This window comes from Limnospira sp. PMC 1279.21 (assembly GCF_032349615.1).
Lineage (GTDB): Bacteria > Cyanobacteriota > Cyanobacteriia > Cyanobacteriales > Microcoleaceae > Limnospira > Limnospira fusiformis.
Map to the genome: position 1 here is coordinate 40,498 of NZ_JARPLU010000011.1, position 14,432 is coordinate 54,929.

Annotated in this window: 13 protein-coding genes; 11 read left to right on the forward strand and 2 right to left on the reverse strand. The window is 45.2% G+C overall.

All coding sequences use genetic code 11. The annotated features are described in order from the left end of the window. Positions 1–16: 16 nt before the first annotated feature. The 5 genes from P5683_RS03205 to P5683_RS03225 are packed head-to-tail and all read left to right on the forward strand — an operon-like array spanning position 17 to position 6,950. Positions 17–1,825, forward strand: a complete 1,809-nt coding sequence (locus tag P5683_RS03205) for an MHYT domain-containing protein (RefSeq protein ID WP_315651042.1) — start codon at positions 17–19, stop codon at positions 1,823–1,825. Then, positions 1,825–3,393 carry an ATP-binding protein gene (locus P5683_RS03210; RefSeq protein ID WP_006669552.1) on the forward strand — a complete coding sequence of 523 codons (1,569 nt, stop codon included), beginning with the start codon at positions 1,825–1,827 and terminating at the stop codon, positions 3,391–3,393. The genes P5683_RS03205 and P5683_RS03210 overlap by 1 nt, the downstream gene beginning before the upstream one ends. 33 nt (positions 3,394–3,426) lie before the next feature. Then, a complete protein-coding gene (locus tag P5683_RS03215; protein WP_006625431.1) occupies positions 3,427–3,639 on the forward strand; it encodes a hypothetical protein in 213 nt (70 codons plus the stop codon). 10 nt (positions 3,640–3,649) lie between these two features. Continuing rightward, entirely contained in the window at positions 3,650–5,428 is a 1,779-nt protein-coding gene (locus P5683_RS03220; protein WP_006619216.1) for a GGDEF domain-containing response regulator, read from the forward strand. A gap of 43 nt (positions 5,429–5,471) precedes the next feature. Continuing rightward, positions 5,472–6,950 carry a CPBP family intramembrane glutamic endopeptidase gene (locus P5683_RS03225; RefSeq protein ID WP_062946065.1) on the forward strand — a complete coding sequence of 493 codons (1,479 nt, stop codon included), beginning with the start codon at positions 5,472–5,474 and terminating at the stop codon, positions 6,948–6,950. A 21-nt stretch (positions 6,951–6,971) separates the two neighbouring features. Here P5683_RS03225 and P5683_RS03230 read toward each other — a convergent pair whose 3' ends face one another. Then, positions 6,972–7,160, reverse strand: coding sequence for a hypothetical protein (locus P5683_RS03230; RefSeq protein WP_006619218.1), 189 nt, complete (start codon positions 7,158–7,160; stop codon positions 6,972–6,974). Positions 7,161–7,244: 84 nt separating this feature from the next. Here P5683_RS03230 and miaB point away from each other — a divergent pair, with 84 nt between their 5' ends. Both miaB and P5683_RS03240 read left to right on the forward strand, forming a co-directional pair. Beyond that, complete coding sequence (gene miaB / locus P5683_RS03235) at positions 7,245–8,603, forward strand: tRNA (N6-isopentenyl adenosine(37)-C2)-methylthiotransferase MiaB (protein WP_006625435.1); 1,359 nt, start codon at positions 7,245–7,247, stop codon at positions 8,601–8,603. Beyond that, entirely contained in the window at positions 8,600–9,154 is a 555-nt protein-coding gene (locus tag P5683_RS03240; protein WP_006619220.1) for a hypothetical protein, read from the forward strand. Before miaB ends, P5683_RS03240 begins: the two co-directional genes overlap by 4 nt. A 103-nt stretch (positions 9,155–9,257) precedes the next feature. Here the strand turns inward: P5683_RS03240 and tsaD are convergent, their stop codons facing one another. Beyond that, positions 9,258–10,304: a tRNA (adenosine(37)-N6)-threonylcarbamoyltransferase complex transferase subunit TsaD gene (gene tsaD, locus P5683_RS03245; protein ID WP_006619221.1), complete on the reverse strand. Its 1,047-nt coding sequence runs from the start codon at positions 10,302–10,304 to the stop codon at positions 9,258–9,260. A gap of 168 nt (positions 10,305–10,472) precedes the next feature. Here tsaD and P5683_RS03250 point away from each other — a divergent pair, with 168 nt between their 5' ends. The 4 genes from P5683_RS03250 (at position 10,473) to P5683_RS03265 (ending at position 13,908) form a co-directional block, all read left to right on the forward strand. After that, positions 10,473–10,961, forward strand: coding sequence for a photosystem I PsaF protein (subunit III) (locus tag P5683_RS03250; RefSeq protein ID WP_006619222.1), 489 nt, complete (start codon positions 10,473–10,475; stop codon positions 10,959–10,961). Positions 10,962–11,061: 100 nt separating this feature from the next. Next, on the forward strand, positions 11,062–11,187 hold the full coding sequence (psaJ, locus tag P5683_RS03255) for a photosystem I reaction center subunit IX (RefSeq protein WP_006619223.1): 126 nt from the start codon (positions 11,062–11,064) through the stop codon (positions 11,185–11,187). A gap of 176 nt (positions 11,188–11,363) precedes the next feature. Next, positions 11,364–12,173: a carbon-nitrogen hydrolase family protein gene (locus tag P5683_RS03260; protein WP_006619224.1), complete on the forward strand. Its 810-nt coding sequence runs from the start codon at positions 11,364–11,366 to the stop codon at positions 12,171–12,173. 349 nt (positions 12,174–12,522) lie between these two features. Next, a complete protein-coding gene (locus P5683_RS03265; protein WP_006618437.1) occupies positions 12,523–13,908 on the forward strand; it encodes a cation:proton antiporter in 1,386 nt (461 codons plus the stop codon). Positions 13,909–14,432: the final 524 nt, after the last annotated feature.

A 14,432-nucleotide genomic window follows, 5' to 3' on the forward strand; every position in this document is an offset into this window, starting at 1 on the left:
GGCGTGGGCGAAATTGATGATGAATAATCAGATTACAGGCGATTACCATTGGGGTTTGATGGCTTTGTCTTTGGCAATGGCTGTGATTACCTCTTATATCCCTATGGATTTGGCTGTACAAGTCCGTGAGGGTCTATGGACGGCGAAACGGTGGGGGTTTTGGCTGTGCATAGGGGCGATCGCTATGGGGGCAGGTTTGTGGTCTATGGATTTTATGAGTATAGTCGCCCTAGAATTTCCCCTAGATGTTACTTATAACCTGTGGATGGCTTTGCTGTCGTTGTTGATGGCTATTATGGCTTCTGGGATGTTTCTGGGGCTCGCACTCAGAGAGCAGGCGAGTCGGTTTATCCTGATTACAGGTGGGATTTGTATAGGCACTACACTGGCTTTGATGGACTATCTGGCAATTAGCGCCATAGCCACGGAAGCTGAGATTGTTTATGATGCACATTTGGTGCTGTTTTCTGTGGCGATCGCTATTGATGTGGCTTTGATTTCTCTGTGGCTGGCTTTTCGACTTGAAGATAACCCTGTAGTCGAAAAAACTAGACAAAAGGTGATCAGTGCAATGGTTATGGGATTTGGTATCGGTGGAATGCACTATATAGGACTTACGGCGACTGGGTTTATACCCAAATTAATCACGCCTATTACTGTGAATCCCTCTTTGAGTCCCTCTTGGTTGGCGATCGCCGTAGTATTGGCCACGGTTATCTGTCTATTTTTTATTGTGTTAACTAAGTTATGGGATCACAAATTGGTCAACCAATTGGCGCGCGAAAAAGTTTGCCAAGACAATGAACAGCAGTTTAGGACTTTGATTCAGCAAATGCAGGTGGGAATGTTATTGCTGAATGCTAAGGCAGAAATTTTGGTTTTTAATCAGGCGGCATTGGATCTTTTACGGCTAAATATTGAACCAGATGACTTTCAGGTGTTCGGAGAGGGTTGGCATTTGGTGGTGGAGGATGGATCGCCGATTTCTTTGTCAGATTTACCTGTACAAAAAGCGATCGCTACAGGTGAAGCAGTGCATCATGTGGTTATGGGGTTTGATGACCCAAAAACCCAACAGCGACGGTGGTTATTGGTGAATGCCACACTACATCAGCCCGGAAACGACGTGACGCGGGTTATATGTACTATTAGTGATATTACTAATCAAAAGCAGACTGAAGAGGCTCTCAGGCGCAGTCAAGAACGATTTACTCTCGCGGTCGAGGGGGCTAATGATGGAATTTGGGATTGGGATATTTCTGCCGATGAGGTTTATCTATCCCCCCGGGGAAAAATTATGTTGGGCTGCGGACCGGATTTAGATTGTTTCTCTAATTTGGACTCGGCGCTAAGAATTATTCATCCAGATGACCGCCAGCGGGTGGAAGGGATGTTAAATCGGTATTTGGCTAAGGAAATTCCCGCTTTTGATGTGGAATATCGCACCGAATTAGATAATGGTGAACGGCGCTGGATTCGCTCTAGGGGGGTGGCTCTTTGGGATGAACATAACCAGCCCGATCGCATGGTGGGATTTCATACTGATGTGACAGACCGTAAAATGGCTGAACAGGCTCTCCGGGAAGGGGCGGAACAAGAACGCTCTATTCTGCAAATGGTTCAGCAAATGCGAAAAACTTTGGAACTTGAGCAGATTTTTAGTGCTACTACTGGGGAACTTAGACAGGCTTTAAATTGCGATCGCGTTTTGGTTTATCGCTTCCGGGAAGACTGGAGTGGAGAATTTATGGCCGAGTCCGTGACTGAAGGTTGGGTGCAACTTACCGCCACACCTCTGAAAACGAAAAATGTGCTTTTCGGTTAATGAATCATCACTGTGTGATTTCCGATACCTATTTGCCACAAAATCAAGGTGGTATTTATTGCCAAGGAGTCACTTATAGATGTGTTAATGATATTTATGAAATGGGTTTCGATGGTTGTTATCTGGAATTATTAAAACAGTTTCAAGCTAGGGCTTATATTATTACCCCGATTTTTTCCGGCTATCAACTTTGGGGATTATTGGCAGTCTATCAGAATTATCATCCCCGCAGTTGGACGACTGCTGAAATTCACACAGTCACACAAATTGGCTCTCAGTTGGGGGTGGCTGTTCAACAGGCGGAATTGTTGGCACAAACCCAAGAACAGGCTAGACAACTGCAACAGGCTAAAGAAATCGCCGATGCGGCTAATCGAGCTAAAAGTGAGTTTTTGGCGAATATGAGCCATGAGTTAAGAACTCCTTTAAATGCGATTTTGGGGTTTGCTCAACTGATGTCTACTAACCAGAATCTGGCTCCCGAAAAACGTCAACATATTGAGATTATTAATCGGTCGGGGGAGCATCTTCTCGGTCTGATTAATGATATTTTGGAAATGTCTCGGATTGAGGCAGGGGGGGCGACTCTTCAGGTGAATGCTTTTGATTTATATGACTTTCTGAAAAGTTTAGAGGATTTCTTTAAATTGCGGGCGACCTCTAAAAATTTACATCTGATTTTTGAGCGCCCTCAAGGTTTGATTAGGTATATTAAAGCCGATGATAAAAAGTTGCGTCAGGTGTTGATTAATTTATTGGTAAATGCCATTAAGTTTACTGATGAAGGTAGTGTGACGGTTCGGGTTTCTCACCAAAACCAGGATACCTCAGATATATTAAAATTTGAAGTGGAAGATACCGGGCTGGGAATTGCTCCCGAAGACTGTGAAGGACTGTTTGAAGCCTTTGCACAAACGGAAACGGGTTTAAATGCTTCCGAGGGTAGCGGTTTGGGGTTGGCAATTGCACAGCAATTTGTCACACTAATGGGTGGTGAAATTACTGTCCGTAGTTGCCTTAACCAGGGTTCGACTTTTTCGTTTACTATTCCAGTACAAAGGACTGAGGACAAGCCGAACCCAGCGATCGCATCTATTATGGATAGGGTCATCGGTTTGGCTCCTAAGCAGGCGCTCTATCGCATTTTGGTGGTTGAAGACCGAGAAAGCAATCGTTTATTGTTGGTGGAACTCCTGAGTGTCCTGGGGTTTTCGGTCAGAGCGGCTAACAATGGCTCCGAGGCGATCGCTATTTGGCAAGAGTGGAACCCTGACCTAATTTTGATGGATATGCGAATGCCTGTCGTCAATGGTTACGAGGCTACCCGCCAAATTCGCTCTCAGCCTGGTGGTCGGGATACCGTCATTATTGCACTGACTGCTAGTGCCTTTGAGGAACAAAGACAGGATATCATGAAGGTGGGGTGCAATGATTTGCTGCGAAAACCTTTTCAGCGAGGAGAATTGCTCAGTAAATTGAGTCAATATCTGGGTGTGGAATATATTTACAATACACAGCCGGAGATGTCCTCAAATTGGAATTATTCCCAAGAAACTGACAATATATAACCATCAAAAATTCACTTAGAAGCAATCAGATAAATGCCAGAATATTGGCGGGAGCAGGTCTATTCTGCTGCGGCTCAGGGTAGTGATTTACTACTATTAGACCTGATTAAGGAAATTCCCGCTCCGTACAGTAATCTGGCTAATACAATGACAGAATGGGTGGGAAATTTTCAGTTTGATAAAGTTCTGGAATTGGTAGAAACAACCAAACCGGAAGCACCTAAGATCCAACAAATGCCGAATTGAGTGAAAATCAGTGGATACACCAAAAGCAGATATTTTAGTCGTCGATGACAAGCCGGAAAATTTACACCTTCTCTCGGAAATTTTGATGCTAGAAGGATACAATGTCCGCAAGGCTGTTAATGGTAAAATGGCTTTGATGGCCGTCAAGACGGTGCAGCCTGATTTGATTCTACTGGATATTATGATGCCGGGAATGGATGGATATCAGGTTTGTAAAGAGTTGAAAAACAATCAAACATTAGCTAAGGTTCCGGTAATATTTCTCAGTGCTTTAAATGATGTTTTTGATAAGGTCAAAGCCTTTGGTGCTGGGGGTGTAGACTATATTACTAAGCCTTTTCAAATGGAGGAGGTTCTAGTGAGGGTGCAAAATCACCTGATGCTGAAGGAGGCGGAAAAGAAAATTCTGGAGTTGAATACTGAGTTAGAAGCCAGGGTTAAAGAACGCACTCAACAATTACAAATTGCTAATTATAAATTGTTGGAAATGGCTCTACATGACCCGTTGACTAAACTGCCAAACCGGGCCTTGTTTATGGACAAGATATCCTTAGTAATTAAGAGTGTCAAAGAGGGTAATAATCATGGTTTTGCGGTGCTGTTTATGGATTGCGATCGCTTTAAGGTGGTGAACGATTCCTTGGGGCATACAGTGGGAGATGAATTGTTAATTGCTATTGGCGATCGCATTCAAAAAATACTCAAAAATAATGATTTACTATCCCGCTTGGGAGGAGATGAATTTGCCATTATTGTACATGATGTTAATGAAATTGAACCAGTAAGGAATCTCGCCAATTCTATTCTTGAGGTGATGTCTTGTCCGTTTCAAATCTATAGCCGAGAGATTTTTATTAATATGAGTATCGGTGTAGTTCTCAGTAATAGAGACTATGAACAACCCGAACATTTATTGCGAGATGCAGATACAGCTATGTATCGTGCCAAAGCCCTAGGACGGGGACAATATCATATCTTTGACCCGGCTATGCACAAAGAAGCCCTGGATTTATTGGGTTTAGAAACTGACCTAAGACGGGCTATTGAAAATCAAGAATTAATCCCTTATTATCAGCCAATTATTAACTTAGAAACTGGTAAAATTTCGAGTATGGAAGCCTTGGTGCGTTGGCAACATCCCCAACGGGGCTTGGTCCCACCTGGTATGTTTATCCCCTTGGCTGAGGAAATGGGTATAATTACTACTATTGGAACTTTGATGCTGGTAGAAGCCTGTCATCAACTGAAAAATTGGCAGGAGCAGAAATTGGTAGATGAATCTGTTAGTATGAGTGTGAATCTCTCTGTCAGACAGTTTACCCAAGCCGATCTAATTGCAACGGTTGATGATATCCTGGCTGAAAGTGGTTTAAATCCTAAATGTCTGAGATTAGAAATGACTGAAAGTGCGATCGTCGAAAATACACAAACAGCCCGGACTATTTTAACCCAATTTCGCGATCGCCATATCGGTTTAAGTCTCGATGATTTTGGCACAGGCTACTCCTCCCTCAGTTATTTACACGCCTTCCCGGTAGATACCATAAAAATTGATAAGTCTTTTGTCAGTCTTTTAGACGGAACTCCCGAAAATCTGGGGCTAATTCCTGCCATCATTGGTATTTCTAAAACTTTGAATATGGTAGCCGTAGCTGAGGGAATAGAAACCGCCGAACAACTTGCACAACTGCGAGAACTAGAATGTAATAGCGGACAAGGATATTTCTTTTCTAGGCCTTTACCAGCTACTCAAATGGCTGAACTTTTGGCGAGCAATCCTCAATGGTAAAATCAAGTCATAAAAATCGATGATTTCCGGTCAATCCAAATATATGAAATTAAAACAGATAATTTTAAGCATTCTGACTTTCATCTCTATACTCTATGTGACTTTAAGCCTGCTCGGCAGTTGGAGTCAGCCCCAAATTCAAAGCCGTCTGGAACTGTATCAGACTAATTTAATTCTCCAGGCTTCTGAGTGGCAACCACAGACCGAAGACCGGGCGAATTTGCTCACCCTACGAGATAATATTATCGGGAAAGATCCGGTTAATGCTGCCCTGAAACAATACCAAAATGTACAGGAGTCTAACTACCAAAATTTACAGCGACTACAACCCAATCAACCCTCACAATTTTCGCGGGGAGAATTAGCACAGACCATAGGTGAGTTAGAATTGCGAATTGGTATTATCCAAGCGGTGCTGGGAGACTCCCAAAAGGCGATCGCTACTTGGGAATCGCTAATTTCTGAAAATGGTAACTATCCCACCAGTGACACAGCGGAAGTATTAGTAGGACTCTGGACAGAACCACCAGATATAGTAGCTGATGCCGAAGATATTTTACAGGCAAATTTAGAGGGTTGGTTCAGTTTTCAAACTTTAGCCCAACTCTACACTTTACAAAACCGTGAAGATGTCTTACAACAACTAAATAATCAACAGCAGAAAACGTCAGAAAATGCCGTCTATAAATTAGCCATTGTTTCCGCTATTCCTGGCTTTGGGTTGGTGTCGGGAATTATCCTATCCATCATTTTAGCAGTGCAATGGTTCCTGAAACGTGAACAGGCAATTATCAACCGTAATGCTGATGTTGAATGGTCTGTTCCTTGGACTGCGGAAACGATTGTGCAAGTGTTTGTTTTAGGTTTTTTCCTAGTTGGACAGTTATTAATCCCATTGATTTTCCAACTCCTCGGTTTAAGACCGGCGGCGGGAGATGTGAGACTGCAAGCCTTTTATATCCTCATAACTTATATGATTTTAGTGGGTGGTGGCTTGGGGGTTTTATATCTGTCTATCAAATCATTTTTCCCTCTCCCGGAAGGTTGGTTTAGGTTCAAATTATGGGATAGTTGGTTATTATGGGGTTTCGGTGGCTATTGTGTAGCTTTACCCTTAGTGATTTTAACTTCCTTAGTCAATCAAAGATTATGGGATGGTCAAGGGGGAAGTAATCCGATATTACCCATAGCTTTAGAAAATCGAGATCCGGTAGCTTTAGGGATATTTTTCTTTACCGCTTCTATAGCAGCACCTTGGTTTGAGGAGGTGTTATTTAGGGGGTTTCTGTTACCGTCCCTTACCCGCTATTTTTCCCTGTGGGGTGCAATTATAGCCAGTGGGTTGCTGTTTGCTGTGGCTCATTTGAATGTCTCGGAAATTTTGCCTTTATTCGTGTTAGGAATTGTCCTGGGATTTGTCTATACACGATCGCGTAATCTCTGGGCTCCTATGTTATTACACAGTTTATGGAATAGCGGCACCTTAATAAGTTTGTATATCTTAGGAAGTGGCGCTAATTAGTCTATAATAAAGCCCCAGAAGTCAAAGATCTGGGGAATCTTCCGAGGAATAATCCCTGGTCGGATAGCCTCGCCGCCGCATACCCTTAGAAGCGATCGCCAATAATAAACCCGTGAGTAGGGATAACTCCAAATGAGTGTACCAAGTCGCCACCCCCAAGGACAGCAAAGCGATCGCACCAACCATCAAAACCTGAATTCGCCTAGACATAAAAAATCACAAACCCAACCATTCAATTATAATAGTCATTCAACTGATAGACCATTATCGATAAGTTATCCCTAATATCAAACCATGACCACAAAACCCCGCCATTACCATATCACCACTTTCGGATGTCAAATGAACAAAGCCGACTCCGAACGTATGGCAGGCATTTTAGACGAAATGGGGTTAACCTTCGTTGAAGACCCAAACCAAGCTGATATCGTCCTTTACAACACCTGTACCATTCGCGATAACGCCGAACAGAAAGTCTACTCCTACCTGGGGAGACAAGCGAAACGGAAACAGGAAAATCCCAACCTCACCCTAATTGTAGCGGGATGCGTCGCCCAACAGGAAGGAGAAGCACTCCTGCGTCGGGTTCCCGAACTGGATTTGGTCATGGGACCGCAACACGCCAACCGTCTCCAAGACCTATTAGAGCAAGTATTTGAGGGTTCCCAGGTGGTGGCGACTGAACCGATTAATATTGTGGAAGACATCACCAAACCTCGCCGAGATAGCAATATCACCGCCTGGGTGAATGTAATTTATGGTTGCAACGAACGCTGTACCTATTGCGTAGTTCCCAACGTCCGAGGAACCGAACAGTCCCGCACCCCGGAAGCTATCCGGGCGGAAATGGAAGAATTAGCCAGGGCGGGTTATAAAGAAGTTACACTGCTGGGACAAAATATTGATGCCTATGGTCGCGACCTCCCCGGTTCTACCCCAGACGGTCGTCACCAACACACTTTGACAGACCTGCTCTATTATGTGCATGATATACCCGGTATTGAGCGTATCCGTTTCGCTACCAGTCATCCTCGCTATTTCACAGAAAGGTTAATTCGCGCCTGTGCGGAACTTCCCAAGGTGTGCGAACATTTCCATATCCCGTTTCAGTCGGGGGATAATGATGTGCTAAAGGCCATGGCGCGGGGATACACCCATGAAAAATATCGTCGGATTATTAATACTATTCGCGAGTATATTCCCGATGCGTCAATTAGTGCTGATGCGATCGTCGGGTTTCCGGGAGAAACAGAGGCGCAGTTTGAGAATACCCTAAAACTGGTTGATGATATTGGTTTTGACCTGTTGAACACGGCGGCTTATTCCCCCCGTCCGGGAACTGGGGCGGCGTTGTGGGAAAATCAGCTTTCTGAGGAGGTGAAAGCCGATCGCCTACAACGGTTAAACCGACTGGTGAATGTGAAGGCTATGGAAAGATCCCAAAGATACCGCGATCGCATTGAGGAGGTATTAGTCGAAGGCACAAACCCCAAAGACCCCAGCCAGGTGATGGGACGTACCCGTGGTAATCGTCTGACGTTTTTTAAAGGGAATTTGGCGGAACTCTCAGGTGAACTGGTGAAAGTGAAGATTATAGAGGTGCGGGCATTTAGCCTCACCGGAGAACCTATTGAGTTATATGTGACCCTATGAATACTAAAATTTTTAAAACAATCGGTTTTGTCTCTCTGCTGGGGATGGTTTGGGTAAGTGCGATCGCTTGTCAGAAAAACCCTCAAGCCCAAAATAATGCCATTCAGGTCGCCCCAGCCGGTCCTATGCCTACAGTAACTCAAAATCCCCCTTCTCTGGCGCAACCGGGTCAGGGGGGTATGAATTTACCGAGACCCAGAGATAATGGCGATTATACCCGTTCAACTCATACCACCTGGGAAGTGACAGACAGAGACCCCAACGGTTTAAACTGTCGCATGGCTAATAATCTCAGCAGCTATAACCAACTTCTGGCTAACCAGGGTCAGGTGACTATGAATATCAAAAACTGGCCAGTAGTTGGCACGATCAAACAAGGACAGGATTTTGAGATTAATCTGGGTCCGGCCGGATTTGGTATTGTTTATGATAACGAAAACCAACCCTGGATGTATGTTGAACGTACTGATGAACAAGGGGCCGCGAGTAATTGTTTTGTGCGGGCTAACCATCGTTTTGTACAACCGATCGCCACTCAGAATGTCTTATGATTAAGCCCTCCTGGGTGAGGACGGGTTGATTGATATTGTCGGTGGTGGATATTTAGGAACCCACCCCGACATTTGTGCTAATTTTGTTGACTTCCTGATTGTTTCAGATAGCCTCATAGAGGTTCATCACATCAGCGATCGCCATACGAGAATAAGCCCCCAAAGTCAGAGGGGAGGTGTGATCATGTTCCAGGTGATCCGCCGCCGCACAGGCGATCATCGCCGCATTATCAGTGCAGAATTTCATCGGAGGGAACAAAACCCTTAAATGGTTTTCCTTAGCCGCTTCCTGTAACAAATGACGGAGGCGACTGTTAGCAGCAACTCCCCCCCCAACCGTAATAGTATCCAATTGGTAATTGAGGGCGCAGGCGATCGCTCGTTTGGTTAACCCCCTGGCAACTGTATCCTGAAAGCTGGCTGCCAGGTCTGCCACGGGCAGTTCGACCCCTTTTTGGTTGAATTTATCCACCAAACGTAAGACAGCCGTTTTCAGGCCGCTAAAGCTGGAATCATAGGGATGATAGCCGCCCCCAGGTAGGGAAATGCGACCCTCTGGGAGAGGGAAGGCTTGGGGGTTCCCACTGGCTGCAAGGCGATCGATAACCGGGCCGCCTGGATAACCGAGGTTGAGTAAACGAGCCACCTTATCAAAGGCTTCTCCCGCCGCATCATCGCGGGTTTGACCCAAAGTTTCATACTGACCACAACCGATGACCCGAATTAAACTGGTGTGGCCCCCAGAAACTAATAAACAGAGAAATGGTGGTTTTAAATCCGGTTCACTGAGGTAGGACGCATAAATGTGACCTTCTAGGTGATGGACTCCTAAAAATGGCTTCTGGTGAACCATCGCTAAACTTTTCGCCGCTGTGATTCCCACTAATAGCGCTCCCACTAACCCCGGAGCGCAGGTAGTAGCGATCGCATCAATATCAGTCCAGTCCTGATTAGCTGAACTTAGTGCTTCGGTAATTAGGGGGTTGACCATTTCCAAATGTTGCCGGGAGGCCACCTCTGGCACTACCCCCCCATAGGGGCGATGAATAGGGATTTGAGAAGCCACCACATTACTGCAAACTTTACGATTCTTTACAATTGCTACCCCTGTTTCGTCACAACTTGTTTCAATTGCTAAAACTGTTGCCATTGGCTGATAAATTTAATCATAAGATTGAGTTACATCTAGTAGCTTATCCCCAGAAAGAGATTAAATGGGTGTCAAGAGTCTGAATTCAAAGTAAGATGGCTCCTAAGCCCTTAATCCGTTGGGATTGTACAAAAAACTTATTGTTTTGTAACAAAAGGAAACAAATCTATGCGACGATTGTTGGCTCTAGTTCTCGCTCTCGGTCTTTGGTTCGGTGGTAGCGCAGCCGCCGAGGCTTATAACCTAACTCCCTGCTCCGATTCGGCTGCATTTCAGCAACGGGCCCAAACTTCTATCGCCCGCAGTGCTAACCCAGACCAAGCTAAAGCTCGGTTCGAGCGCTATTCCCAAGAACTCTGTGGCGAAGATGGCCTACCTCACCTGATTACAGATGGTAGCCTGTCCCACGCTGGCGATTTCTTAATCCCCAGTGTTCTATTCCTGTATATCGCCGGATGGATTGGTTGGGTAGGTCGTTCTTACCTCCAGTATGCTCAGAAAGATAAAAAGCCCACCGAAAAGGAAATCATTATCGAAGTTCCCAAAGCTGTGCAATTGATGCTGGGTGGATTTCTCTGGCCTCTGGCTGCTCTCAAAGAAATGACCACCGGGGAAATGTTTGCTAAGGATAATGAAATCACCGTTTCTCCTCGCTAAGAGATTCGCGGATGTAGCTCAAGCCTTTGGCGGTTTAGTTTAAGGGAATTTTTCCCAAATTGTATCGAATGTTTGGCATATCAATTAGGAGACTCAATTCATGCAGGACTTTTTGAAATATTTGTCTACTGTGCCAGTTTTGGCAGCGGTTTGGCTGTTAATTACTGCTGGTATTCTGATCGAATTTAATCGGTTTTTCCCCGACCTTCTGTTTCATCCCCTCTAGGGATTAGAACCGGAAAAATGGGCAGGTTGCCCTAAGTGGCGATCGCATCATTAACAAGAGATTGATATTTATAGGGGTGATGATAAATTGCCCCTATAATATTGTCCTGGTCTACCTGCTCCCTAGTGGGATTATTGACCATAATAAAAATCACTTATTTTTCTGATTCCGTATCGATGAAATCCTACACTGCTGCCGCGATCCAAATGACCAGTCTGCCTGATTTGCAGAAAAATTTGTCAGAAGCTCGCGATTTAATTGAACTAGCTATTCGTCAAGGCGCTGAATTAATTGGCTTACCCGAAAACTTCTCGTTTATGGGTGAGGAAGAAGATAAACTTATGCAGGGTTCAGAAATTGCCGAAGAAACCGAAAAATTTTTGAAAACTACCGCCCAACGTTTTCAGGTAACCCTTTTGGGTGGAGGGTTTCCCGTTCCCAAAGGAGAAGGTAAAGTCTGCAATACCGCCTTGTTAGTAGACCCCACAGGTCAGGAGTTAGCACGATATGAAAAAGTGCATCTTTTTGATGTCAATGTACCTGATGGAAATACTTACTGCGAGTCCGCCACAGTGAAAGCTGGGACCGATTTCCCACCTGTTTATAATTCCCCAGAATTGGGTCAGTTGGGTTTATCTGTATGTTATGACGTGCGGTTTCCAGAATTGTATCGGCATTTATCTAAACAGGGAGCCGAGGTGTTATTTGTTCCCGCCGCCTTTACCGCCTATACCGGGAAAGACCACTGGGAAGTTTTGCTAAAAGCTAGAGCGATCGAAAATACTTGTTATGTGATTGCTCCCGCCCAAACTGGTTGTCACTATGGCCGCCGCCACACCCACGGTCACGCCATGATTATTGATCCTTGGGGAATGATACTAGCTGATGGGGGAGATCAGCCAGGAGTCGCCTTAGCTGATATTGAACCCACCCGCCTCCAACAGGTCCGTCGCCAAATGCCATCCCTGAAACATCGGGTATTTTAGCACATCAGCCACTAAGGTGCGTCAGTTGCCGATTATTGATTGTTCACCAGTCGCTTAATACATTGCCCTCACCCTAAATCTGGATCCCAGAGAGGGAGAGGGACTTTGAGAGGTGATCAGATGATTTCTGAACAGGCTGTATTGATTGGCGAGGCGGGTTCTGACGCACTCCATGAGACTGGGTGATTGGGAAATAATTTGAGACTCGTAACCTATGTATAACTAATACAAAAGTTGATTTATCCTTTTTATAACTCTATGCGAACCCACTTTTCGCTACAGTAGACAGGAACGAGTTTTCACAAAATGGATGGTTCTATCAGTTTTGGGGATAATCTCCCCATTTTCCATGTTTTCATCTTTAGGAGTTGATCCCGTGCCACTGTTGGCAAACACCATCGAGGGAATTAGCGAAGCTCCCGAGGCTGATGGGAATATGGTGTTATTGGCGGTACTACTCAGCCTAATTGCCATTTATACAGCCAGTAAAGTTGGTGGCGAGTTCTTCAACTGGTTAGGATTTCCCCCAGTTTTAGGAGAATTAGTCGGCGGGGTAGTCATTGGTATTTCAGCACTGCACTTAGTCGTATTTCCTGAAGGTGGTGTCGGCGCTTCTGACTCCGTGATCATGCAAATACTGTCATCGACAGCAGGGTTAGATATCAGTGCTGCTGGAGCCACCTTTGAGGCTCAAAGTGAGGTGATCTCAGTTCTCGCTGAAATTGGTGTGATCGTCCTACTATTTGAAATTGGCTTAGAATCCAATATTCGTGAACTGCTGGAAGTAGGGGTTCAATCCCTAGTGGTGGCAATTGTGGGGGTCGTGGCTCCATTTTTCGCCGGAACCATTGGCTTAATTCTCATCTTTAATGTTCCGCCTGTGGCTGCAATTTTCGCTGGTGCCGCTTTGACTGCTACCAGTATCGGGATTACCTCCCGTGTGTTAGCTGAAATTGGCCGCTTGTCTTCTAAGGAAGGTCAAATTATTCTCGGCGCGGCGGTCATGGATGACATCCTCGGAATTATTGTCCTAGCGGTGGTGGCTAGTTTAGCCAAAACCGGAGAAATCGATGTTACTAACATTATCTTCCTGATTATCAGTGCCACTGTGTTTCTGGTGGGTGCAATTTTATTGGGAAGGTTCTTTAATGATACTTTTGTGACTCTGGCTCAACAGTTCAAAACCCGTGGTCGGATTGTGATTCCGGCTTTTATTCTGGCGCTGTTGCTGTCCTATATCGCTGCCGCTATTGGTTTAGAGGCGATTTTGGGTGCTTTTGCTGCGGGGTTAGTCTTGGATGAAACTGACCCAGGAAAGGAACTCGAAGAACTTACTAGACCGATTTCTGATGTGCTGGTACCGATATTTTTTGTTACCGTTGGGGCGAAAACTAATTTAGAGGTTCTTAATCCTGCTGTTCCTGACAACCGCCAGGGACTCGTGATTGCTTCTTTTCTGATTGTTGTGGCAATTTTCGGAAAAGTTATCTCTGGGTTTAGCGTCTTTGGCGTGGAGAATATCAACCGATTGGCGATCGGGGTCGGTATGATTCCCCGGGGCGAGGTCGGTTTGGTATTTGCAGCCGTAGGCTCTGACAGTGGCGCTTTGTCGCCTTCTCTGGATGTCGCAATTATCTTGATGGTGATTCTGACTACTTTTGTGGCTCCGCCTTTGTTGCGGGTGGTGTTCCGTGATGATGAACCGACGGCTACGGAACCGGAAACTACTGCTTGAACTAAAATAGCGACCCACTCAGCCACGATAGAAACAGGTGGGGGTTCAATGGCCAAGATTGTGGCATGATCCTACCATGGGGTGTATGGGGGCAAAAGTTCCCGCCACACCCCACCCCCACCTCGCTGTCTTTGGGTGAGGGAGCTTCATTAGTCAATCCTTAAAATATTCTGAATTTATGTTGATCGCTCGGTTCGATAAAACCGGGCTTTTTTTCTTTTCTAGTTAGGCTGTTGGTGATTAGCGGGGGATTCACTGGTTCCGAACCTGATATTTCGAGAAATATTTTTGTATGGTAATCTATATGGGTAAAGAGCATGATTTAATCTCAAATTAGGTTAACATTTTACGGCAATACGGTATAATACCAAGTATGGTGCGAGACCTTCGGGTATGAAATAGAGCTGAAATGGGCGTGGGGACTACCCGGTGAGGACTTCAACCCCTTGGTTGATTGGATCGCATCCATGGCCATCCCATAACACAGCCTGATTTTTTTGCCCACCTTCGAGACTTCCAATATT

Coding starts and splice junctions, on each gene's coding strand:
- P5683_RS03205 (WP_315651042.1), top strand. CDS start 17: ATGATGAATAATCAGATTACAGGCGATTACCATTGGGGTTTGATGGCT.
- P5683_RS03210 (WP_006669552.1), top strand. CDS start 1,825: ATGAATCATCACTGTGTGATTTCCGATACCTATTTGCCACAAAATCAA.
- P5683_RS03215 (WP_006625431.1), top strand. CDS start 3,427: ATGCCAGAATATTGGCGGGAGCAGGTCTATTCTGCTGCGGCTCAGGGT.
- P5683_RS03225 (WP_062946065.1), top strand. CDS start 5,472: ATGAAATTAAAACAGATAATTTTAAGCATTCTGACTTTCATCTCTATA.
- P5683_RS03230 (WP_006619218.1), bottom strand. CDS start 7,160: ATGTCTAGGCGAATTCAGGTTTTGATGGTTGGTGCGATCGCTTTGCTG.
- miaB (WP_006625435.1), top strand. CDS start 7,245: ATGACCACAAAACCCCGCCATTACCATATCACCACTTTCGGATGTCAA.
- P5683_RS03240 (WP_006619220.1), top strand. CDS start 8,600: ATGAATACTAAAATTTTTAAAACAATCGGTTTTGTCTCTCTGCTGGGG.
- tsaD (WP_006619221.1), bottom strand. CDS start 10,304: ATGGCAACAGTTTTAGCAATTGAAACAAGTTGTGACGAAACAGGGGTA.
- P5683_RS03250 (WP_006619222.1), top strand. CDS start 10,473: ATGCGACGATTGTTGGCTCTAGTTCTCGCTCTCGGTCTTTGGTTCGGT.
- psaJ (WP_006619223.1), top strand. CDS start 11,062: ATGCAGGACTTTTTGAAATATTTGTCTACTGTGCCAGTTTTGGCAGCG.
- P5683_RS03260 (WP_006619224.1), top strand. CDS start 11,364: ATGAAATCCTACACTGCTGCCGCGATCCAAATGACCAGTCTGCCTGAT.
- P5683_RS03265 (WP_006618437.1), top strand. CDS start 12,523: ATGTTTTCATCTTTAGGAGTTGATCCCGTGCCACTGTTGGCAAACACC.